The sequence below is a fragment of the Caldimonas sp. KR1-144 genome (assembly GCF_049446155.1).
Taxonomy (GTDB): Bacteria; Pseudomonadota; Gammaproteobacteria; order Burkholderiales; family Burkholderiaceae_C; genus Rivibacter.
On record NZ_JBMSEE010000008.1, the window covers coordinates 99,650 to 120,218 of the forward strand.

The 20,569-nt window shown below is 69.7% G+C and carries 20 protein-coding genes; 12 read left to right on the forward strand and 8 right to left on the reverse strand.

Annotation, left to right across the window (positions count from 1 at the left end; translation table 11 throughout):
• Nucleotides 1-11: 11 nt before the first annotated feature.
• Both atpD and ACO2TI_RS18140 read left to right on the forward strand, forming a co-directional pair.
• The gene (atpD, locus tag ACO2TI_RS18135) at nt 12-1,424 is read left to right on the forward strand and encodes a F0F1 ATP synthase subunit beta (RefSeq protein ID WP_423286556.1); all 1,413 of its coding nucleotides are present in this window, start codon (nt 12-14) and stop codon (nt 1,422-1,424) included.
• Nucleotides 1,425-1,547: 123 nt separating this feature from the next.
• Nucleotides 1,548-1,967, forward strand: coding sequence for a F0F1 ATP synthase subunit epsilon (locus ACO2TI_RS18140; RefSeq protein ID WP_423286557.1), 420 nt, complete (start codon nt 1,548-1,550; stop codon nt 1,965-1,967).
• A 90-nt stretch (nt 1,968-2,057) separates the two neighbouring features.
• Here ACO2TI_RS18140 and ACO2TI_RS18145 read toward each other — a convergent pair whose 3' ends face one another.
• The 3 genes from ACO2TI_RS18145 to ACO2TI_RS18155 all read right to left on the reverse strand — a co-directional run bounded on the left by ACO2TI_RS18145 (nt 2,058) and on the right by ACO2TI_RS18155 (nt 4,717).
• Nucleotides 2,058-3,440 carry a sensor histidine kinase gene (locus tag ACO2TI_RS18145; RefSeq protein WP_423286559.1) on the reverse strand — a complete coding sequence of 461 codons (1,383 nt, stop codon included), beginning with the start codon at nt 3,438-3,440 and terminating at the stop codon, nt 2,058-2,060.
• Nucleotides 3,441-3,470: 30 nt separating this feature from the next.
• Entirely contained in the window at nt 3,471-3,899 is a 429-nt protein-coding gene (locus ACO2TI_RS18150) for a YidB family protein (protein WP_423286561.1), read from the reverse strand.
• Between the two features lie 83 nt (nt 3,900-3,982).
• Entirely contained in the window at nt 3,983-4,717 is a 735-nt protein-coding gene (locus ACO2TI_RS18155; protein ID WP_423286563.1) for a 16S rRNA (uracil(1498)-N(3))-methyltransferase, read from the reverse strand.
• A gap of 48 nt (nt 4,718-4,765) precedes the next feature.
• Between ACO2TI_RS18155 and ACO2TI_RS18160 the strand changes: the two genes are divergently transcribed.
• Complete coding sequence (locus ACO2TI_RS18160; protein ID WP_423286564.1) at nt 4,766-5,752, forward strand: LysR family transcriptional regulator; 987 nt, start codon at nt 4,766-4,768, stop codon at nt 5,750-5,752.
• On the opposite strand, the gene ACO2TI_RS18165 is transcribed toward ACO2TI_RS18160, so the two are convergent.
• A complete protein-coding gene (locus ACO2TI_RS18165; RefSeq protein ID WP_423286565.1) occupies nt 5,720-6,760 on the reverse strand; it encodes an aminoglycoside phosphotransferase family protein in 1,041 nt (346 codons plus the stop codon). The genes ACO2TI_RS18160 and ACO2TI_RS18165 overlap by 33 nt on opposite strands.
• Before the next feature lie 112 nt (nt 6,761-6,872).
• On the opposite strand from ACO2TI_RS18165, the gene ACO2TI_RS18170 reads away from it, so the two are divergent.
• The 3 genes from ACO2TI_RS18170 to rsmA are packed head-to-tail and all read left to right on the forward strand — an operon-like array spanning nt 6,873 to nt 11,441.
• Entirely contained in the window at nt 6,873-9,332 is a 2,460-nt protein-coding gene (locus ACO2TI_RS18170; protein WP_423286566.1) for an LPS-assembly protein LptD, read from the forward strand.
• Complete coding sequence (locus ACO2TI_RS18175) at nt 9,329-10,669, forward strand: peptidylprolyl isomerase (RefSeq protein WP_423286567.1); 1,341 nt, start codon at nt 9,329-9,331, stop codon at nt 10,667-10,669. Before ACO2TI_RS18170 ends, ACO2TI_RS18175 begins: the two co-directional genes overlap by 4 nt.
• A gap of 13 nt (nt 10,670-10,682) precedes the next feature.
• A complete protein-coding gene (gene rsmA / locus ACO2TI_RS18180) occupies nt 10,683-11,441 on the forward strand; it encodes a 16S rRNA (adenine(1518)-N(6)/adenine(1519)-N(6))-dimethyltransferase RsmA (protein ID WP_423286568.1) in 759 nt (252 codons plus the stop codon).
• A gap of 48 nt (nt 11,442-11,489) precedes the next feature.
• On the opposite strand, the gene ACO2TI_RS18185 is transcribed toward rsmA, so the two are convergent.
• The 4 genes from ACO2TI_RS18185 to ACO2TI_RS18200 all read right to left on the reverse strand — a co-directional run bounded on the left by ACO2TI_RS18185 (nt 11,490) and on the right by ACO2TI_RS18200 (nt 15,049).
• Nucleotides 11,490-11,630 carry a hypothetical protein gene (locus ACO2TI_RS18185; protein ID WP_423286569.1) on the reverse strand — a complete coding sequence of 47 codons (141 nt, stop codon included), beginning with the start codon at nt 11,628-11,630 and terminating at the stop codon, nt 11,490-11,492.
• A gap of 35 nt (nt 11,631-11,665) precedes the next feature.
• Nucleotides 11,666-12,061: a barstar family protein gene (locus ACO2TI_RS18190; RefSeq protein ID WP_423286570.1), complete on the reverse strand. Its 396-nt coding sequence runs from the start codon at nt 12,059-12,061 to the stop codon at nt 11,666-11,668.
• Nucleotides 12,062-12,099: 38 nt separating this feature from the next.
• Nucleotides 12,100-12,438, reverse strand: coding sequence for a ribonuclease domain-containing protein (locus tag ACO2TI_RS18195; protein ID WP_423286738.1), 339 nt, complete (start codon nt 12,436-12,438; stop codon nt 12,100-12,102).
• A 313-nt stretch (nt 12,439-12,751) separates the two neighbouring features.
• Entirely contained in the window at nt 12,752-15,049 is a 2,298-nt protein-coding gene (locus tag ACO2TI_RS18200) for an NADP-dependent malic enzyme (RefSeq protein ID WP_423286572.1), read from the reverse strand.
• 203 nt (nt 15,050-15,252) lie between these two features.
• Here ACO2TI_RS18200 and thiL point away from each other — a divergent pair, with 203 nt between their 5' ends.
• From thiL to ACO2TI_RS18230, 6 genes are all read left to right on the forward strand, one after another.
• Complete coding sequence (thiL, locus tag ACO2TI_RS18205) at nt 15,253-16,281, forward strand: thiamine-phosphate kinase (RefSeq protein ID WP_423286574.1); 1,029 nt, start codon at nt 15,253-15,255, stop codon at nt 16,279-16,281.
• A gap of 1 nt (nt 16,282) precedes the next feature.
• Nucleotides 16,283-16,831, forward strand: a complete 549-nt coding sequence (locus ACO2TI_RS18210) for a phosphatidylglycerophosphatase A (RefSeq protein WP_423286575.1) — start codon at nt 16,283-16,285, stop codon at nt 16,829-16,831.
• Complete coding sequence (locus ACO2TI_RS18215) at nt 16,828-17,349, forward strand: CinA family protein (protein ID WP_423286576.1); 522 nt, start codon at nt 16,828-16,830, stop codon at nt 17,347-17,349. Before ACO2TI_RS18210 ends, ACO2TI_RS18215 begins: the two co-directional genes overlap by 4 nt.
• Nucleotides 17,346-18,281, forward strand: coding sequence for a 2-hydroxyacid dehydrogenase (locus tag ACO2TI_RS18220; protein WP_423286577.1), 936 nt, complete (start codon nt 17,346-17,348; stop codon nt 18,279-18,281). The genes ACO2TI_RS18215 and ACO2TI_RS18220 overlap by 4 nt, the downstream gene beginning before the upstream one ends.
• A 274-nt stretch (nt 18,282-18,555) precedes the next feature.
• Entirely contained in the window at nt 18,556-19,119 is a 564-nt protein-coding gene (locus ACO2TI_RS18225; protein WP_423286578.1) for a phage tail protein, read from the forward strand.
• A 37-nt stretch (nt 19,120-19,156) separates the two neighbouring features.
• The gene (locus ACO2TI_RS18230) at nt 19,157-20,563 is read left to right on the forward strand and encodes a hypothetical protein (protein WP_423286580.1); all 1,407 of its coding nucleotides are present in this window, start codon (nt 19,157-19,159) and stop codon (nt 20,561-20,563) included.
• Nucleotides 20,564-20,569: the final 6 nt, after the last annotated feature.

The following is a 20,569-nucleotide window of genomic DNA, read 5'->3' on the forward strand; positions in this document are numbered from 1 at the left end:
AGGAACGAAAGATGTCGAACACTCAAGCCGTGGGCAAGATCGTTCAGTGCATCGGCGCCGTGGTGGACGTGGAGTTCCCGCGCGACCAGATGCCGCACGTCTACGACGCCCTCAAGATGGAGGGCTCGGCCCTGACGCTGGAAGTCCAGCAGCAGCTCGGCGACGGCGTCGTGCGCACCATCGCGCTCGGCTCGTCGGAAGGCCTGCGCCGTGGCATCGAGGTCAAGAACACCGGTGCGCCGATCACGGTGCCGGTCGGCCCCGCCACGCTCGGCCGCATCATGGACGTGCTGGGCAATCCGATCGACGAGCGCGGTCCGGTCGACCAGTCGCTGACCGCCTCGATCCACCGCAAGGCGCCGGCCTACGACGAGCTGAGCCCGTCGCAGGACCTGCTCGAAACCGGCATCAAGGTCATCGACCTGATCTGCCCGTTCGCCAAGGGCGGCAAGGTGGGCCTGTTCGGCGGCGCCGGCGTCGGCAAGACCGTCAACATGATGGAGCTCATCAACAACATCGCCAAGGCGCACTCGGGCCTGTCGGTGTTCGCCGGCGTCGGTGAGCGTACCCGCGAGGGCAACGACTTCTATCACGAGATGGCCGACTCGGGCGTCGTCAACCTCGAGAACCTGGGCGAGTCCAAGGTGTCGATGGTCTACGGCCAGATGAACGAGCCGCCGGGCAACCGTCTGCGCGTCGCGCTGACCGGCCTCACGATCGCCGAGTCGTTCCGCGACGAGGGCCGCGACGTGCTGTTCTTCGTCGACAACATCTACCGCTACACGCTCGCCGGCACCGAGGTGTCCGCGCTGCTGGGCCGCATGCCGTCGGCCGTGGGCTATCAGCCGACGCTGGCCGAGGAAATGGGCCGCCTGCAGGAGCGCATCACGTCGACCAAGGTCGGCTCGATCACCTCGATCCAGGCCGTCTACGTGCCGGCGGACGACCTGACCGACCCGTCGCCTGCCACGACCTTCGCCCACCTCGACGCCACCGTCGTGCTGTCGCGTGACATCGCCTCGCTGGGCATCTACCCGGCGGTCGATCCGCTCGACTCGACCTCGCGCCAGATCGACCCCAACGTCATCGGCGAGGAGCACTACAACACGACCCGTGCAGTGCAAGGCATCCTGCAGCGCTACAAGGAACTGCGCGACATCATCGCGATCCTGGGCATGGACGAACTGGCGCCGGAAGACAAGCTCACCGTCGCGCGCGCCCGCAAGATCCAGCGCTTCCTGTCGCAGCCCTTCCACGTCGCCGAAGTCTTCACCGGCTCGCCGGGCAAGTACGTGCCGCTGAAGGAAACCATCCGCGGCTTCAAGATGATCGTCAACGGCGAGTGCGACTCGCTGCCGGAGCAGGCCTTCTACATGGTCGGCACCATTGACGAGGCCTTCGAGAAGGCGAAGAAGCTGCAGTGATGGCCACCCCCCGAAGCGCCTGCGGCGCCTCCCCCCAAGGGGGGCGCCGTCAGCGGACCGGTGAAGCCGGATCCGCGGCGTCCGCTGGGTTGAGCCGTTCGAGCGGCGGATCGGAGAACTGATATGGCAACCATTCACGTCGACGTCGTTTCCGCCGAAGAGCAGATCTTCTCCGGCGAGGCGAAGTTCGTCGCGCTGCCCGGCGAAGGCGGCGAGCTGGGCATCCTGCCCAAGCACACGCCGCTGATCACGCGCATCAAGCCGGGCGCGGTGCGCATCGAGCGCGCCGACAACGGCGAAGAGGAGTTCGTGTTCGTGGCCGGCGGCATCCTCGAGGTGCAGCCCGACCGCGTGACCGTGCTGGCCGACACCGCGATCCGCGGCAAGGACCTCGACGAAGCCAAGGCCGCCGAGGCGAAGAAGATCGCCGAGGAGGCGATGAAGAACGCCAAGAGCGACATCGACTTCGCCAAGGCCCAAGGCGAGTTCGCCGCGATGGCGGCGCAGATCGCCGCGCTGCGCAAGTTTCGCCGCAGCAAGTAAGCTGCCTCGCCCCGCAAGACGCCCGCCTCGCGCGGGCGTTTTCATTTCGGCGCCGGAGAGCGGGAAGCGCCGCCGCCGCTTCGGCGCGCCTTACCTCGCGTGCGAGCCGGGACCGAGGCTGAAGAAGAAGGTCGCCCCCCGGCCAGGTGCTGCGCGCACCCACAGCTTCCCGCCGTGGCGCTCGACGATGCGACGCACGATCGACAGGCCGATGCCGTGACCCTCGAAGGCGCGGCCGTGCAGGCGTTGGAAGGGCTTGAACAGCCGTTCGGCGTGGCTCTCGTCGAAGCCCACGCCGTTGTCGCGCACGTAGACAACGGTCTGCCCCTCATGCGCGCCCAGCCCGACCTCGACCTCGGGGCGCGGCTGACTGCCGCGCGAGAACTTGAGCGCGTTGCCCAGCAGGTTCACGAACAGCTGACGCACGAGCCCGGGATCGGCATCGACCGTCGGCAGCGCGCCGACGCGCACCCAGTGCGCTTCGGCGCCGCCCAGCCGCAGCTGCGCGAGCGCCTCCTCGACGCTGGCATGCAGGTCGACGCGCGCCAGCGAGAGCCGAACGTCGTCCACCCTTGCGAGCGCCAGCAGGTCGGACACCAGGCGCGTCAGCGCCTCGGCTTGCTCGGCGACGGGCTCGAGCAGTCGCCGCACCGCGGCCAGGTCGCCGCGATCGGCGGCTTCGACCGCCATGCGCGTGGCCAGCGCGATGCCGCCCAGCGGTCCGCGCAGGTCGTGCGAGACGCTGCGGTTGAAGCTCTCGAGACCTTCGATGATCTCGTGCAGCGCGGCCGTGCGCTGCTCGACCTGCTGCTCGAGCGAGGCATTGAGCTCGGCCAGTTCGCGCTGCGCGGCCACGCGCGCGGCGAGTTCGGTTTCCAGCCGGGCACGCGAGCGGGTCAGGTTGACCGCGAACAGCGTCGCGCCGAGCACGCCCACCGGCACGATCAGCAGATAGCGCAGCTGGTACGGGTCGACCCCGGCCACCACGAAGGCGAACAGGCAGGCGGGGTGCAGCAGCAGCGCGACCGTGATGAGTCGAAAGCCCGCACCCGGCTCGCGCCGCGTCGCGCACGCGGCGGCCATCGCCATCACGATCAGCGACATCGCCACCAGCGCATGCGCCAGCACGCGCGGCAGCGGGCCGACCGGCAGCCAGCCGATCGCCAGCAGCAGCGGTGCGGCGAGCGCGACGCGCCAGCGCATCGGCCTGCGCAGCGTCGGTGCGAGAAAGTCGATCAGCCCGAAGCCGAGCAGCATCACCGCCAGCGCGCCAGCCAGCGAGGCGCCACGGTGCGCGCTGGTGCCGCCCGGTTGCAGTCGCAGGTCGAAGAAGAAGATCGTGCAGACGAGCGTGAAGCCGGCCGCGAACCAACCGGAGCCGGGGTCGCGATGGCAGGCCCGCATCCATAGGAACATCAGGCCCAGCAGGCCGCAGATGACGGCGCCGGCCTGGGCGTAGGCGGCGTTGGTCATCGGCTCGGTGGCGCTGCGCGAGCCGCCGCGCTAGCGCTGGAAGCTGCCGAGGATCGCGCCGATGTCGTCGAAGCCGCCGCCGCTTTCGGGCAACCGGCCCTCGGGCGTCATGCGGTCAACCACCTGCGGCAGCAGCTGCGAAAGCTCGTCGGCGGCCTGGCCTTGCGGCAAGCCGAGCTGCTGCGCGAACCGCCCGATGACGCCGCTGCCGAAGATTTCTTCGAGCTGGCGCCCCGACACCGGCAGGTTCTGCCCGGTCCCGACCCAAGACGCGACAAGGTCGCCGAGACCTCCGCGCTCGAACTGCTGCACGAGGCCGCCCAGGCCGCCGGGAGCACCCCCGCCTTGCCCCGCCAGCAACGCCGCCAGCGCCTGCATCAACAGCTCGCCGCCGCGCGAGCCCTCCTGCGGCGACGCCTGGCCGGCGAGTGAACCGAGGATCGAGTCCAGCAAACCCATGGCAACCTCCTGTCGGCGCGAAACCGCTTCGCGAGCGCGATTCTGCGCCGCGCCGAGCCCGGCGCCGATGACAGCACTTCGGTTCAGCCGCCCGCCGCCAGCACGCCAGCCGCGGCCAGTGCGGCCAGCGGCGCGGTCTCGGCACGCAGCACCCGCGCGCCCAGCGTCACGGGCTGCCAGCCGGCGGCGCGCGCGGCCGCATCCTCGGCCGGCGACAAGCCACCTTCGGGGCCGCTGAGCAGGCACAGCGCGCGCGGATCGGTCCGCAACACCTGGGCCAGCGCCGTGGTGCCGTCGGCGAGACTGAGCACCAGCCGCGCTTCACCATCGGCCGCCGCTCGTTCGCGCAGCCACTCGCCGAAGCCGCGCGGCGCGGCGATCCGCGGCAGCCGCGCGCGGCCGCACTGCTCGGCCGCCGCTGCGGCGATCCCGCGCCAGTGCGCCACACGCTTGTCGGCGCGCTCGCCCGCCAGCCGCAGCACCGAGCGCTCGCACACCAGCGGCTCGATCGCCGCAGCGCCGAGTTCGGTCGCCTTCTCGACCAGCCAGTCCATGCGGTCGTTGGCCGGCATGCCGAGCGCAAGCGTCACCGCGACGGGCAGTTCGCGCTCCACGGACTGCGGCTCGCCGACGCGCACCAGCACCTCGCTGCGGCCCATGCGCAGGATCTCGGCCGGCCAGTCGCAGCCGCGGCCGTCGAACAGCGTCACGGCCTGGCCGGGCTGCAGGCGCAGCACCTGCACGTGGCGCGCGGCGCCGGCGGGCAGCGGCGTTTCCAGGCCGGGAGCGAGCGCAAGGTCGACGTGTAGGCGGGGCATGGGCGGCCCGCAGTGTGCCTCAGCGCGGTACTTGGCATCATCCGGTCCATGGACCAATTGCGTGCGATGCGCGTGTTCGCGTCGGTGATCGAATCGGGCAGCTTCGTCGGTGCCGCGCAGGCGCTGCAGCTGTCACCGGCCGTCGTGACGCGCCTGGTGGCCGAGCTGGAGGACCACCTCGGCGCGCGGCTCATCAACCGCACGACGCGCCGGCTCGCGCTCACCGAGATTGGCGAGGCCTACCTGGAGCGCGCGCGCCAGATCCTCACCGAGGTCGAGGAGGCCGAGGCACTCGCCACGCAGGCCGCGCGCGAGCCGAGCGGCCAGGTGCGCGTGCTGTCGCCGCCGGCGTTCGCGGTGCACCAGCTGGCCAAGCACCTGCCGCGCTTTCGCGCGCGCTACCCCAAGGTGACCATCGACCTCACGGTGCCCGGCGCGGTGCAGGCGGTCGACGAGGCCTACGACGTCAGCATCCTGATGCTGGGCGAAGCGCCGCGCGATGCCGACGTGATCGTGCGCCGGCTGGCGCGCACGGAGTTCGTGGTCTGCGCCGCGCCCGAGTACCTGGACCGGCGCGGGCGCCCGCAGCATCCGCGCGAGCTGGCCGGCCACGACTCGCTCGTGCCCCGCTCCGGCGGCCGCGCGTCCGAGGTGTTCTTCCAGCGCGAGGTCAACGGCCAGGTCGAGCGCATCGGCCTGACGCCGTCGCAGCCGGCGCTCAGCACGCTGCATGTCGACACGCACTACGCCGCCGCGCTGGCAGGCCTGGGCATCGCGGGCCTGCCGTCGTTCGTGATCGAGGATGCTCTGCTCGAGAACGCGCTCGAGCGGGTGCTCAGCGAGTGGCGCATGTTCACGATGACGATCTACGCCGGCCTGCCCACGCGCAAGCACATCCCGGCGCGCACGCGCGCCTTCGTCGACTTCCTGATCGAGACCTTCGGCGGCGAGGATCGCGACCCCTGGCTCGCTGCGGCCGGCTGCGAGACGGCCTTGCCGGTGTCAGCGCAGCGTGAACGCGCTGCTCGTGAGTGAGCCGCTCATCGGCTCGATCAGCCGCACCAGTGGGGCCAGCGGCGCATAGCGCGTCGCGACCTTGATTGCATAGGCGAAGAAGCGCGGCACGTCGGTCGCGTACCTCGGCTTGCCGTCGCGGTGCTTGAGGCGGCAGAAGATGCCCAGCACCTTGAGGTGGCGCTGCAGGCCCATCCATTCGAGCTGGCGCCAGAACTCGCCGAAGTCGGCATCGACCGGCAGGCCGTCCGAACGCGCCTGCTGCCAGTAGCGCACCGCCCAGTCGATCTCGCGCGCCTCGTCCCAGGACCAGAACGCGTCGCGCAGTAGCGAGGCGACGTCGTAGGTGATCGGGCCGCGCACCGCGTCCTGGAAGTCGAGCACGCCGGGGTTGGGCGCCGCGATCATCAGGTTGCGCGGCATCCAGTCGCGGTGCACCAGCACCGTGGGTTGCGCGAGCGCGCTGTCGATCAGGCGCCGGCTGAGCGCCTGCCACTGCGCGCGCTCGGCGTCGCTCCACACGATGCCGTGCTCGCGCTCGACGCACCAGGTCGGAAACAGCTCGAGCTCGCGCGTCAGCAGGGCCTCGTCGTAGGGCGCCAGGCTGCTCGCGTCGCCGCGCGACTGCAACTGCACGAGCGCGGTGATCGCCTCGCGCATCAGCGCGTCGGCCTGCGCGTCGTCGGCCTCGCGCAATGCGTCGAGGTAGAGCCGCGAGCCCAGGTCCTCGAGCAGCACGAAGCCCTGCGCGAGGTCGCTTTCGATCACGGTCGGGACATGCAGGCCGGCATCGGCCATCAGGCCGGCGACGTGCACGAAGGGCCGGCAGTCTTCCTGCGGCGGCGGCGCGTCCATCACGATGCGCGTGCCGCCGTCTGCGGCATCCACGCGCAGGTAGCGGCGAAAGCTCGCGTCGGCGCTCGCGATGCGCAGCGACGCGGGCCGCAGCCCGTGCCGCGCGGCCTGGTCGGCGAGCCACTGCGCAAAGGCCTGCTCGCGCGCAGGATCGGACCAGGGAACGGGGCTCATCGCAAGCTTCGGGCGCCGAGGGCGCATGGAATAATCGATCGGATTCTACGAACCACCTGCCCGTCGGCGCGGTGGCCGCGCGCGGCGCGGACTGCCGCCGGCTCGCCCTCGCTTGCTACGTCCCCACGCAGTCCTCGCGCCGCACCGTGATCGGCGACACGCATCGGCGCCGCGGCGATGGCGGCCCGTCGCGTTCGCCGCGCTGATCGCGTGCGTCGATGCCGGTGCGCAGTCGGCGCCCACCGCCCCTGCCAGCGAACCCGCTGCCGCCAGCACGCCTGCCGAGCGCCCATCGGGTGCCAGCGTCGCGCCGACGCTGCGCAGCGGCGCGCGCGACGCCGGCTTGCCGGTCGTCATCGAGGCCGACCGGTTGTACGGCACGCCCGATCTCGAATCGGTCGCCGAGGGCCATGTCGAGATGCGTCGTGGCCTGCTCAAGCTCAAGGCCGACCGCGTCGCCTACCGGCAGCCCGAGGACCTCGTGCGCGCCAGCGGCTCGGTCGTGATCGAGAGCCAGGGCAATGTCTTTCGCGGCCCCGAGCTCGCGCTCAACCTGACGCGCTTCGAAGGCTACTTCGTCGAGCCGACCTACTTCTTCTCGCGCATGCAGGCCGGCGGCCACGCCGAGCGCTTCAACTTCCTCGGCGAGAACCGCGGCGAGGCAATCCGCGCCACCTACACCAGCTGCCCGGCCGAGGACCCGGCGTGGATCCTGTCGACCGACAAGGTCACGCTCGACATCGACGCCAACGAGGGCCGCGCCGAAGGCGGCGTGCTGCGCTTCATGGGCGTGCCGATCCTCGCCGCGCCGGTGCTGAGCTTTCCGTTGACCGACGAGCGCAAGTCGGGCTGGCTGCCGCCGAACGTCGGCGTCGACAACAAGAGCGGCTTCGAGCTGGCGGTGCCCTACTACTGGAACATCGCGCCCAACCGCGACGCGACGATCACGCCGACCGTGATGACCCGCCGAGGTTTCGGCGCGGCCGGCGAGTTCCGCTTCCTCGAGCCCGGGGCGCGCGGCACGGTCCAGGTCTTCGGGCTGCCGAACGATCGCGAGGCGAATCGCGACCGCTGGTCGCTCAACCTCGACCAGCGTGGCGAATGGCAGGCCGGCCCGGCCGGCGAGATCGGCTATGCCTGGATGCAGCAGCGCGCCTCGGACAAGGATTACTGGAAGGACTTCTCCGAAGGCCTGCCCAGCCTGACGCCGCGCCTATTGCCCACCGACGCCAGCGCCGTGCGGCGTTTCCGCACCGACTGGGGCGAGACGCAGGCCTATGCGCGCGTGCAGCGCTGGCAAGTGCTGCAGGAGACCGACCTTTCCGCGCGCATCGTCGCGCCCTATGAGCGCGAGCCGCAGGTCGGCCTGCGCCAGATCGGTTCGGCCGGCGGCTTGGAGTGGCGCTGGGAAACCGAGGCGAACCGCTTCCGCAACGAGGACACGAGCCTGCAGCAGGGTTCGCGCGTCCACGCGCTGGGCTCACTGGCCTATCCGCTCTATCCGCTGGGCACGCCATCGTGGGTCGTGACGCCGCGCGCGTCGTTCAACGCCGCCGCCTACGACGTCGACCAGCCGATGGCCGACGGCCGCACGCGCGCGTCGCGCTTCATCCCGACCGTGTCGCTCGACAGCCGCTGGGTGTTCGAGCGCGAGACCAGCGCGTTCGGGCGGCAGATCACGCAGACGCTCGAGCCTCGCCTGCTGTACGTCAACACGCCGTATCGCAGCCAGAGCATCCTGCCGAACTTCGATGCCGCGGCCAACGACTACAACTTCACCTCGGTGTTTGCGGAGAACCCGTTTTCCGGCGTCGACCGCGTCGCCGACGTGCACCAGATCACCGCCGGCGTCACGACGCGCTACCTCGACCGCGAGACCGGGGCGGAGGCGCTGCGCCTGGGCATCGCACAGCGCCTGCTGCTGCGCGACCAGCGCGTCACGCCCGACGACGAGCCGATCACCCAGCGCTGGTCCGACCTGCTGCTGCTGGGCGCGACCAATGTGGTGCCCAACTGGTGGCTCGACGGCACCTTGCAGTACAACTCGGAGATCAACCGCTCCGTGCGCTCGGTGCTCGGCGCGCGCTACTCGCCCGGGCCGCTGCGCACCATCAATGCCAGCTACCGCTTCACGCGCGACTCGACCGAGCAGATCGAGGTCGGCTGGCAGTGGCCGCTCAATGCCGAGGGCCGGCAGTACGCGAGCGAGCTGCTGGCGCGCGATCAGGCGGCGCGCGACGGCAGCGTGCCGGCGCGCATCACGCCGAGCGCGAACTGCGCCGGCGCCTGGTACACGGTCGGGCGCGTCAACTTCAGCAAGCGCGATTCGCGCATCACCGACGCGCTGGTCGGCTTCGAGTACGACGCCGGCTGCTGGATCGGGCGCATCGTTGCCGAACGGCTGTCCACGGGTCGCAGCGAAGCGACCACGCGGCTGATGTTCCAGCTCGAGCTGGTCGGACTGTCGCGCCTAGGGTCCAACCCTCTGTCGACCCTGAGGGACAATATTCCCGGTTACCGCCTGCTTCGCGACGACGCCGCGCCCGCGGCCAGTTCGCTGACCCTTCCATGACCTTCCCGTCGAACCCGTTCCATCGAGTGCTGTGGCGCCGCGTCGCCGTGACGCTGCCGCTGGCGTGCGCTCTGTTGCCGGCCCTGGCGCAAACCGCGTCCGGCAACGCACGCACCTCGCCTCGGGCGGCCGACTACATCGTCGCGGTGGTCGGCCAGGAGCTGGTGACCAACGCCGAGGTGCAGCAGCGCCTCGCCGCGGTGCAGCGTGAATCGGTGCGCGGCGGCCAGCCGGTGCCGGCGCCGGCGGAACTGCGCCGCCAGCTGCTCGACACGCTGATCGACGAGCGCGCGCAACTGGCCTATGCGCGCGAAAGCGGCCTCAAGGTCGACGATCCAGAGCTCGACCGCGCGATCAACAATGTGGCCGCGGCGAACCGCGTCACCGTTGCCCAGCTGCGCGAACGCCTGGCGCGCGACGGTACCGACTTCGACCGCTTCCGCGCCAACCTGCGCGACCAGATCCTGCTCGAGCGCGTGCGCGAGCGCGAGGTGAACTCGAGCATCAAGATCACCGACGCCGAGATCGATGCCTTCATCGAGTCGCGCCGCGCGGGCGTCGCGCCGAGCGAATACAACATCGCGCAGGTGCTCGTCGCGGTGCCGGAGGGCGCGCCCGAGGCCGAGGTCGCGGCGCGTCGCGCGCAGGCCGAGGCGGCGCTTGCGCGCGCCAAGTCCGGCGAGGCGTTCGAGCGCATCGTGGCCGACGTCTCCAACGGCAGCAAGGAGCAAGGTGGCGCCTTGGGCATGCGCTCGGCCGACCGCCTGCCGGATCTCTTCGTCGAGGCGGTGCGCGACCTGCGCGCCGGCGAACTCGCGTCGCAGCTGGTGCGCTCGGGCGCGGGCTTCCACGTCCTCAAGCTGATCGACCGCAAAGACGGCGGCATGATGATCCAGCAAAGCCGCCCGCGCCACATCCTGCTGCGCCCGAGCGCCGGCTTGTCGCAGGAGCAGGCGATCGCGCGCCTGGCCGACGTGAAGCGGCAGATCGCCACCGGCCGGCCGACGTTCGCGCAAGCCGCACGCGAGATCTCCGAAGACGGATCCGCCCCCAACGGCGGCGAGCTCGGCTGGGTGTCGCCCGGCCAGTTCGTGCCGGAGTTCGAGGACGCGATGAACAAGCTCGCGATCAACCAGGTCTCGGATCCGGTGGTCTCGCGCTTCGGCGTGCATCTGATCGAGGTGCTCGAGCGCCGCAGCGTGCCGGTCGACCGCAAGCAGTTGCGCGACATCGCGCGCAACGTGCTGCGCGAGCAGCGCTTCGAGTCGGCCTACAACGACTGGGCGCGCGAGGTGCGCGCGCGCGCCTACATCGAGATGCGCGAGCCGCCGCAGTGAGGCTCGCCCGTCGGTGAAGCACATCCCGCGCAAGCGCTTCGGCCAGCACTTCCTGGCCGACGAGGCGGTGCTGCACGCGATCGTGGACGCGATCGATCCGCGCTCGGGCGAGGCGCTGGTGGAGATCGGCCCCGGGCTCGGAGCGATGACCGATCCGCTGGTCGCGCGCTGCGAGCGGCTCACGGTGGTGGAACTCGACCGCGATCTCGCGGCGCGGCTGCGCAAGCGCCCCGAGCTCGAAGTGATCGAGTCCGACGTGCTCGAGGTCGACTTCGCCGCATTGGCGCGCGCGCGTGGCCAGCGGCTGCGCATCGTCGGCAACCTGCCCTACAACATCTCGACGCCGATCCTGTTCCACCTGCTCGGCGCGGTGGACCACGTGATCGACCAGCACTTCATGCTGCAAAAGGAGGTGGTCGATCGCATGGCGGCCGCGCCCGGCAGCAAGGACTACGGGCGCTTGTCGGTGATGCTGCAGTGGCGCTACGACATCGAGTCGGTGCTCGACGTGCCGCCCGAGGCTTTCGATCCTCCGCCGCGGGTCGAATCGGCCGTGGTGCGCATGACGCCGCTGGCGCAGCCGGCGGCGATCGATGCCGCGCGCTTGTCGGAGCTGGTGACGGTGGCGTTCTCGCAGCGCCGCAAGCTGCTGCGCCACACGCTCGGGCGCTGGCTGGAGCAGCAAGGCATCGACACTGCGTTCAACCTGCAGCGGCGTGCCGAGGAAGTGCCGGTGGCCGAGTTCGTGGCATTGGCGACCGCGCAGCGCTGAAAACGGCAACGGGCCCCGCGGGGCCCGTTGTGTGTCGTCGCCTTGCGCTCAGGCCGCGGCCAGCCAGCCGGCGGTGTCGAAGGCGCTGCTCATCAGCGGCATGTTGGCGCTGAAGGTCGGCGCGGTGCTCTTGACCGCCGATTTGGCGGCCGGCTTGGCCGGCGCGGCGGCTTCTGCTTGGGCTTCCATCGCCCGCTCTCCCTGCCCGATGTCCGGGGAGCGGGCTACTGAAAAGAATAGAAGCACCTGAATGGAATCTTTCGCTCGGCCCAGAAGTCGGCCGCGTCGCGAAAGACATCGAGCAACTGCTCGCGGGCCTCGCGGTCGAAGCGCGCGTTGTCAGGCAGCTGCTCGAGCACGACCACGAAGCCCGGCTGCGAGCCCGACTTGTTGACCAGGTCGGTCATGCAGTCGTAGAGCGCATCGAGGTTCTTGCCGAAGTGCGCCGGAAACAGGAAAGCCTCGGCGATGCCCTCGAGGACCTCCTGCTTCGACTGGGCCGCGCCCAGGTTGGCGTAGAGAAAGTGTTGGCCAAGATCTTGCGCGGCCAGCTGCAGGTCTTCCACGCGGAATGCGCGGATGGCCTGCACGATGTTGGGACGGACGGTCTGCAGCAGCATGGTGACGATCCCCCTCGCGTCTTGTTGATGATCAGGGCTCACTGCGCGATGAGGCGGAAGCTCGCGTAGTGATCGTCGGTGTAGTAGCACGCAACCGGTGCGGTGGGAGGTTTCCCGCCACAGACGATGCGCCTGGCCCCCCGATCGCGGGACCCTGGTGTCGGCACCGTGTATTCGCGGTAGTAGCCGCGCGGCGCCCGGGGAAGCAATCGCTCCCGGTTGCCGAACACCGTGCCGTCCTTCGCGTAGGGAAACGGCCCACCCGCCCTGATCAGTCGCTGCGTTCGCTGGGCTTCGGGAGGCAGCTGGCTGAGGGCCACCTGGGGCGCCTCGACCGGCGACGGGACCAAAGCCTGGCTGCCACCGGCACCGCACAAGGCCGCTGCCAAGAGCAGGGCGCGTGCTGAGCCTCCGAGCCGAAACGATCGCAGGAGCCGACCGATGGGCGGCACGGGTTTCTCCCTACAAGGAAGCCGGCATGGTACCGAATCGGGGCGAAAACCTCAAGCCGCTGCACAAAAATGCGGCAGCAGCGGAGGGCTATGCTCACCAAGTTTGCGAGTGCAAACTTTTGATGAATGCGTCAAGAGACGGGGGTGTCTCGGGTCTGAAGGATGTCTGACAAACGGGCCTCCTGACCATTTGTTCACAGAAGTGAGCTTTTGCCCACTTCTGTGAAACCTAGCGCCTTCAGCGCGCCGCGTTGGCGTCGGCGACGGTCAGCGCGGTCATGTTGACGATGCGTCGCACGGTCGCCGACGGCGTCAGGATGTGCACCGGCTTGGCCGCGCCCAGCAGCACCGGCCCGATTGCGATGCCACCGCCGGCGGTCGTCTTGAGCAGGTTGTAGGAGATGTTGGCCGCGTCGATGTTGGGCATGACCAGCAGGTTGGCCTCGCCGGTCAGGGTGGAAAACGGCATCAGCTCGGCGCGGCCGGGGGCGTCGAGCGCGGCGTCGCCGTGCATCTCGCCGTCGACCTCCAGCCAGGGTGCGCGCTGGCGGATCAGCTCCAGCGCCTCGCGCATCTTCAGGGCCGACGGCTGCTGGCTGGTGCCGAAGTTCGAGTGGCTCAGCAGTGCCGCCTTGGGCACGACGCCGAAGCGGCGCATCTCCTCGGCCGCCATCACCGTGATCTCCGCGAGCTGCGCGGCGCTGGGGTCGTAATTGACGTGCGTGTCGACGATGAAGACTTGCCGGTTCGGCAGGATCAGGCCGTTCATGCACGCGAAGGTGTTGACGCCCGGGCGGCGGCCGATGACCTGGTCGATGAACGACAGGTGCATCGTGGTCTGGCCCCAGGTGCCGCAGATCATGCCGTCGACCTCGCCCTTGTGAAGGAGCATCGTGCCGATCAGCGTGAGGCGGCGGCGCATCTCGATCTTGGCGAACTGCTGCGTGACGCCCTTGCGCGCCATCATGCGGTGGTAGGTCTGCCAGTAGTCGCGGTAGCGTTCGTCGTGGTCGGTGTTGACGACGTCGTAGTCGCGGCCTTGCTGCAGGCGCAGGCCGAAGCGCTCGACGCGCTGCTCGATCACCGCCGGCCGGCCGATCAGCGTCGGGCGGGCGATGCACTCGTCCACGAGGATCTGCGCGGCGCGCAGGATGCGCTCTTCCTCGCCCTCGGCGAACGCGATGCGCTTGGCGCTGGCACGCTTGGCCAGCGTGAAGATCGGCTTCATCGTCGTGCCGGAGGCATAGACGAAGCTCTGCAGCTTCTCGCGATAGGCGTCCATGTCCTTGACAGGACGCGTCGCGACGCCGGAGTCGACCGCGGCCTGCGCCACGGCCGGCGCGATCTTGATCATCAGCCGCGGATCGAAGGGCTTGGGGATCAGGTACTCGGGCCCGAAGCTCAGGTTGGCGCCGGCATAGGCGGCGGCGACCACCTCGCTTTGCTCTGCCTGGGCCAGCTCTGCGATCGCATGGACCGCGGCGACCTCCATCTCGTCGGTGATCGTCGTCGCGCCGCTATCGAGCGCGCCGCGGAAGATGTACGGGAAGCACAGGACGTTGTTGACCTGGTTCGGATAGTCGGTGCGGCCGGTCGCCATGATCGCGTCGTCGCGCACGGCCTTGACGTCCTCGGGGGAGATCTCCGGGTTCGGGTTCGCCAGCGCGAAGATCAGCGGACTCTTGGCCATCTTGGCGACCATGTCCTTCTTGAGCACGCCGCCGGCCGACAGGCCGAGGAACACGTCGGCGCCGTCGATCACCTCGGCCAGCGTGCGTTGCGTCGTGGTCTGTGCGAACTCGGCCTTGTCGGGATCCATCAGCTCGGTGCGGCCCTGGTAGACCACGCCGGCGAGGTCGGTGACCCAGATGTTCTCGCGCGGCAGGCCGAGCTTGACCAGCAGGTTCAGGCAGGCCAGCGCCGCGGCGCCGGCGCCCGAGGTCACCAGCTTGACCCGGGCGATGTCCTTGCCCACGACCTTGAGGCCGTTGATCAGGGCCGCGCCGACGACGATGGCGGTGCCGTGCTGGTCGTCGTGGAAGACCGGGATCTTCATGCGCTCGCGCAGCTTGCGCTCGACGTAGAAGCAGTCCGGGGCCTTGATGTCCTCGAGGTTGATGCCGCCGAAGGTCGGTTCGAGCGCGGCGATGCAGTCGACCAGCTTGTCGAGGTTGCGCTCGGCGATCTCGATGTCGAACACATCGATGCCGGCGAACTTCTTGAACAGCACTCCCTTGCCTTCCATCACCGGCTTGGCGGCCAGCGGGCCGATGTCGCCCAGGCCCAGCACGGCGGTGCCGTTGGTCACCACCGCGACCAGGTTGCCGCGGGAGGTGTAGCGAAAGGCGTTGACCGGGTCATCGACGATCTCCTCGCAGGCGGCCGCGACACCTGGCGAATAGGCCAGCGCGAGGTCGCGCTGGTTGACGAGCTGCTTGGTCGGCGCGATCGCGATCTTGCCGGGGGTCGGGAACTCGTGGTACTCGAGCGCAGCCTGACGCAGCTGGTTGCGCTTGTTGTTGTCTTCGGTCGGCATGGCGGATCCTTGGCAAGCAGCCCTGGACGCAGGGCGGTACGGCGGGTTGATTGTAGGAAGGGGTGGGTCGCCCGGGCGTGCCGATGTTGGCCTGGGGCCATGCCGCGCGCGCATGCCGATCGGCGCTTCAGCCTTGCGCGGCGGGTTTTTGATCGGCCCCTTCGGGGCCCGTGGGTGGCGCAGCGGCCGGCACAATCGCGGCGATGAGCCTTGGTGAGTTCGAACTGATCGCGCGCCACTTCGCGCGCCACAGCGGCGCGGCCGCGCGGGCCTTTGCGCCCGGCGTCGCGCTGGGTCCCGGCGACGACTGCGCCCTGCTCGCGCCGCGTGCCGGCATGCAGCTCGCGGTGTCGAGCGACATGCTGGTCGAGGGCCGCCATTTCCTGTCGACGGTCGCGCCGGCGCGGCTGGGGCACAAGGCGCTGGCGGTCAATCTGTCGGACCTGGCGGCCGTCGGCGCGCAGCCGTTGGCCTTCACGCTCGCGCTGGCGATGCCGCGCGCCGACGACAGATGGCTGGCCGGCTTTGCCGAAGGGCTGTACACCCTGGCCGACGCGCACCGCTGCGCGCTGGTCGGCGGCGACACGACGGCCGGGCCGTTGAACCTGTGCATCACGGTGTTCGGCGAAGTGCCGGCCGGCGGTGCGCTGTTGCGCTCTGGCGCGCGACCCGGCCATGCGTTGTGGGTCAGCCACCCGTCAGGCGGCGGCATCGGCGATGCACGGCTGGCGCTGGAGTGCTTTCGCGGCACGGTCGCGCTCGAGGGCGCCGCTTTCGAGCGCGTGCGCCGCGCGATGGAGATGCCGCAGCCGCGCGTGGCGCTGGGCATCGCGCTGCGCGGCGTGGCGAGCGCGGCGATCGACGTTTCCGACGGCCTGCTGGGCGACCTCGGTCACATCCTGCGCAACAGCGGCGCAGCCGGCGCGCCGCTGGGCGCGACGATCGAAGTCGACTCGCTGCCGGCCAGTGCCGACCTGGCCGGGCAACCGGACCACTGGCGGCGCACCTGCACCTTGTCCGGTGGCGATGACTACGAGCTGCTGTTCACCGCGCCCGAGGCCGCGGCCGAGCGCGTGCGCGCGGCCGCGCATGAAGCCGGTGTCGGCGCGCGCTGCATCGGCCGCATCGAACCCGCGCCGGGGATCCGCCTGCTCGACGCCGGCGGCGGCTTGCTCGATTGGGCCACCTTCCGCAGCTTCGACCACTTCCGCGACGATGGCGACGAGCGCTGACATGGCCACCGCAACAGCGCCGCGTCGCGCCGACGCACGCTTCCTGCTCGCGCACCCGGCGCATGCGATCGCGCTCGGCTTCGGCTCGGGCCTGAGCCCGGTAGCGCCCGGGACCGTCGGCACGCTGTGGGCCTGGCTGGCTTTCGTCGTGCTCGACCGCTGGCTCGACGCCGCGCAATGGGGCTGGCTGCTGCTGGCCGGCACGGCGGTGGGCTGGTGGGCCTGCACGCGCACGGCGCAGCGGCTTGCGGTGGCCGATCCGAGCGCGATCGTCTGGGACGAGGTCATCGCGTTCTGGCTCGTGCTGTGGCTCGTGACGCCGGCGGGCTTGTGGGCGCAGTTTGTCGCGTTCGCGCTGTTTCGCTTCTTCGATGCCGCCAAGCCGGGACCGGTGGGCTGGGCCGACGCGCTGTTCAAGCGGCGCGGGCTCGGTGCCGCCGGGCCTGCGCCGATCGGCTGGGCGCAGGGCTTCGGCATCCTGTTCGACGATCTCGTTGCGGCGGGCTGCACGCTGATCGCCATCGCGCTGTGGCGCTTCGTCTGGCCATGATCGATGCACTGCACTCGCTGCAGGGCCTCGAGCCGCGCGTGCTCGCGCTCGGCGATGCGCTGCGCTCGCGCAACCTCATGGTCGCCACCGCCGAGAGCTGCACCGGGGGCTTGATCGCCGCGGCCTGCACCAGTGTCCCGGGCTCGAGCGATTGGTTCGAGCGCGGCGTCGTCAGCTACAGCAACGAGGCCAAGAGCGAGCTGATCGGCGTGCCGGCCGCGCTGATCGCCGCGCACGGTGCAGTGAGCGAAGAAGTCGCGCGAGCGATGGCCGAGGGCCTGCTGCAGCGTTCGCGCGCCCAGCTCGCCGCGGCGGTCACCGGCATCGCAGGGCCAACCGGAGGCAGCGCGACCAAGCCGGTCGGTCTGGTGTGGTTCGGCTTCGCGCGCCGCGCGGCCGATGGCCGCATCGAGGCCCGCACCGAGCAGCGCATCTGGCCGGGCGACCGCGCGGCGGTGCGCGGCCAGAGCGCGGCCTTCGTGCTCGACCGGCTCCTGTCGCTCGCCACGTCGGCATGAGCATCCTGCTCGCCTGCAGCTTTGACGCTGACGACTGGGCACTGTGGCGCCCTGCGCTCGAGGCTGCCTTGCCGGGCGAGCGCTTCGTCACGCAGGCCGACGACGGTCCGCGCGAGGCGATCGATGTGGCGATCGTCGCGAACCCGCCGCCCGGATCGCTCGCCGGGCTGCCGCGGCTCGCGCTGATCCAGTCGCTGTGGGCCGGTGTCGACCGCCTGCTCGACGACACCTCGCTGCCGGCGGGCGTGCCGATCGCACGCATGGTCGACCCGGCGATGAATGCAGCAATGGCCGAGACCGCGTTGTGGGCCGTGCTGAGCCTGCACCGCGGCTTCTTTCGCTACCAGGCGCTGCAGCGCGAGGCGCGCTGGGCGCCGCATGGCCAGCGCCGCGCCGACGAGCTCAGCGTCGCCGTGCTCGGCCTCGGCGAGATGGGCGCGACGGCCGCGCGTCGCATTGCCGCAATGGGCTATCGCGTCATCGGCTGGAGCCGCAATCCGCGTGCGGTCGACGGCATCGAGGTCCGCGCGGGGTTCGGCGCGCTGCCCGACGTGCTCGGCGCCGCAGACGTCGTCATCAACCTGCTGCCGTTGACCGACGCGACGCGCGGTCTCTTCAACGCGGCGCGCTTTGCGCTGATGAGGCCACGCGCCGGTTTCGTGAACCTGGCACGCGGGGCCCATGTCGTCGAGGCGGACCTGTTGGCCGCGCTGGAAACGGGCCGCATCGGACATGCGGTGCTCGACGTGTTTCGCCGCGAGCCGCTGCCGCATGGCCACGCGTTCTGGGCCCATCCGCATGTGACCGTGCTGCCGCATGCCGCGGCGCAGACCGACCCGCGCAGCGCGGCCGAGGTGGCCGCCGCCAACGTTCGGGCCCTGCGGATCGGCGCCGCGCTGTCGCACCTCGTTGATCGCTCGCGCGGTTACTGAGCGCGCCGGAGTTCAGGACGACCCTCGCCGGCGCGCTCGGCCGCCGCGAGCCATTGCTGCGCCTTAGTCGCAACCTTGGAATGTCCAATTGAACGCCACCCATTTCTTTCTTGATAAGAAACATATCTCCCCTATTCTTGTCCAGATTCGTGCCGGTATTGATCAATAGATCAATGGATTGCCCATCGTTTGATATCAGCCATATCCCTAGAATGAACCGGCCATCACCTGAGTGTGGTGTTTTGCATTTCACGGTCTTGATAAGGGGTATGGAATGGCTTTGGGCGATCAATACATTGGCGAGATTCGCTTCTTTGCGATCAGTTACGCGCCGGAAGACTGGCTGCCTTGCGATGGACGACTGCTTCCCATTGCAGGAAACGAGGCGTTGTTCTCGCTGATCGGCACGACGTTTGGCGGCAATGGCGTGAATAATTTTGCGCTGCCGGATTTCCGTGGGCGGTTTCCCATTGGTTCCGGGCAGGGCCCTGACCTGTCGAGATACAACCTCGGCCAGTATGGCGGTCAGGAGAACGTGGTTCTCCTCCAGTCGCAAATGCCGTCCCATACTCATGTTGCGACCTACACGCAAAAGGCGAGCAATAGCAGCGGCACCACTTACGCCCCTGGGGGCGCCGTACCAGCCGTGACCGCTTCCGGCGATGGGCGCGGTGAGTTCGCCAGCTATGCAATTCCTTCCTTGGCCAATACCGGAATGGCGACAGGTCCTGTCGACGTCGAGTCTGCCGGTGGTGCGTCCCCGGTGCCGCTGCTGAGCCCCTATCTCGGGGTGACGGTTGCGATCGCCGTCAACGGCCTCTTCCCGAATCGGCCGTGATATCGCGCAACAAGCCAATACAGGGAGGAATGCGGAAATGAGTTTGAGTCTCCAACATGGAAAACCGAATCTGCTCTTCGGCTCCATCAAGCTGCTGAGCCTGTGCATGGCGCTTGGCCTGGCCGCTTGCGGCGGGGGCGACGATCGTGGCGTAGGGCGGCTCGACGTGACCGCCGGCGGGTTGACGGGCCAGGCCCATGCCATCTACAGCGGTACGACCGCGCCGTCCAATGCGATCGGCTCGACCGGCGACTTCTATCTGAACTACGCGGCCGGGCAGCTTTACGGACCCAAGACCGTCGATGGCTGGCCGGCAACGCCGATCTCGCTGGCGACGACCACCCAGAACGGCCAAGCCAGCCTGCGCAGCGGCTTCGGCGCGCCGTCCGGTGACATTGGCGTCGACGGTGACTTCTACCTGGATCTGTCCAGCAGTGCCGTGAGGGGGCCGAAGGCAGACGGCGCGTGGCCTGCCACCGGCGTCGTGCTGGTCGGCGCCGTGGGGCCGACCGGGCCGGCGGGGCCTACGGGGCCTACGGGGCCTGCCGGAGCTGCCGGCACTTCCGGCAAGAGCCTGCTCAGCGGCGCCGGCGCGCCGAACAACGGGATCGGCGCCGATGGCGACTTTTATCTCGATACCGCGACCGTGGCGCTGTTCGGCCCGAAGGCCGGTGGTGCTTGGCCGGCGGCCGGCACCTCACTGGTCGGACCGGCGGGCGCGCCAGGAGTCGATGGTGCTGACGGGGCGGATGGTTCCAATGGGGCTGACGGAGCGGATGGGGCCAATGGCGCAGATGGCGCCGATGGTGCAGATGGAGCCTCCATCCTGACCGGCACCGGCCTGCCCGCGGTCAACTTGGGTGCCATCGGTGACCTGTACTTCGATACGGCTTCGGCCACGCTGTATGGGCCTAAGACGGCCTCAGGCTGGCCCGCCACCGGTGTCCAGTTGACAGGTCCTCAGGGCCCGAAAGGTGACCAAGGCGACCCCGGCATTCAAGGCCCAAAGGGGGACCAGGGCGACCCGGGGCCTCAAGGTCCAGCCGGCACCGATCCCGTGGTGTTCGTTGCGCACATCTCCATGCCGGCGCAGACCGCCATCTATGCGCCGGTCAGCGGAAGCGTCAACTACAATGGCACCAGCAACAACTACGCCGCTCAGGCGGTCGCCATGCCGCTGGCTTGCACGTTCGACGGCATCTACGTCAGCGGAACGATCATTCAAAGTGCCGCACCGAACGACGTCACCGTCACGCTGTGGCGCAATGGCTCACCGACCGCGATGTCGGTCACGCTCTCGTTGGCGACATTGGGGGCCATGGAGTCGAGCAGCAGCACGACGTCGGCAGAGGCCGTGGCGCAGGGCGACACGATCGCCTGGCACATCTCCCAGACCGACACGGCCCCCTGGGTCCAGCTGAACGTCAGCGCGATCTGCCACTGAGCTCGA

Bases quoted from the DNA above. Each gene is read 5' to 3' on its own strand.
- atpD (WP_423286556.1), top strand. From the start codon at position 12: ATGTCGAACACTCAAGCCGTGGGCAAGATCGTTCAGTGCATCGGCGCC.
- ACO2TI_RS18140 (WP_423286557.1), top strand. From the start codon at position 1,548: ATGGCAACCATTCACGTCGACGTCGTTTCCGCCGAAGAGCAGATCTTC.
- ACO2TI_RS18145 (WP_423286559.1), bottom strand. From the start codon at position 3,440: ATGACCAACGCCGCCTACGCCCAGGCCGGCGCCGTCATCTGCGGCCTG.
- ACO2TI_RS18150 (WP_423286561.1), bottom strand. From the start codon at position 3,899: ATGGGTTTGCTGGACTCGATCCTCGGTTCACTCGCCGGCCAGGCGTCG.
- ACO2TI_RS18155 (WP_423286563.1), bottom strand. From the start codon at position 4,717: ATGCCCCGCCTACACGTCGACCTTGCGCTCGCTCCCGGCCTGGAAACG.
- ACO2TI_RS18160 (WP_423286564.1), top strand. From the start codon at position 4,766: ATGGACCAATTGCGTGCGATGCGCGTGTTCGCGTCGGTGATCGAATCG.
- ACO2TI_RS18165 (WP_423286565.1), bottom strand. From the start codon at position 6,760: ATGAGCCCCGTTCCCTGGTCCGATCCTGCGCGCGAGCAGGCCTTTGCG.
- ACO2TI_RS18175 (WP_423286567.1), top strand. From the start codon at position 9,329: ATGACCTTCCCGTCGAACCCGTTCCATCGAGTGCTGTGGCGCCGCGTC.
- ACO2TI_RS18185 (WP_423286569.1), bottom strand. From the start codon at position 11,630: ATGGAAGCCCAAGCAGAAGCCGCCGCGCCGGCCAAGCCGGCCGCCAAA.
- ACO2TI_RS18190 (WP_423286570.1), bottom strand. From the start codon at position 12,061: ATGCTGCTGCAGACCGTCCGTCCCAACATCGTGCAGGCCATCCGCGCA.
- ACO2TI_RS18200 (WP_423286572.1), bottom strand. From the start codon at position 15,049: ATGCCGACCGAAGACAACAACAAGCGCAACCAGCTGCGTCAGGCTGCG.
- thiL (WP_423286574.1), top strand. From the start codon at position 15,253: ATGAGCCTTGGTGAGTTCGAACTGATCGCGCGCCACTTCGCGCGCCAC.
- ACO2TI_RS18210 (WP_423286575.1), top strand. From the start codon at position 16,283: ATGGCCACCGCAACAGCGCCGCGTCGCGCCGACGCACGCTTCCTGCTC.
- ACO2TI_RS18215 (WP_423286576.1), top strand. From the start codon at position 16,828: ATGATCGATGCACTGCACTCGCTGCAGGGCCTCGAGCCGCGCGTGCTC.
- ACO2TI_RS18220 (WP_423286577.1), top strand. From the start codon at position 17,346: ATGAGCATCCTGCTCGCCTGCAGCTTTGACGCTGACGACTGGGCACTG.
- ACO2TI_RS18225 (WP_423286578.1), top strand. From the start codon at position 18,556: ATGGCTTTGGGCGATCAATACATTGGCGAGATTCGCTTCTTTGCGATC.
- ACO2TI_RS18230 (WP_423286580.1), top strand. From the start codon at position 19,157: ATGAGTTTGAGTCTCCAACATGGAAAACCGAATCTGCTCTTCGGCTCC.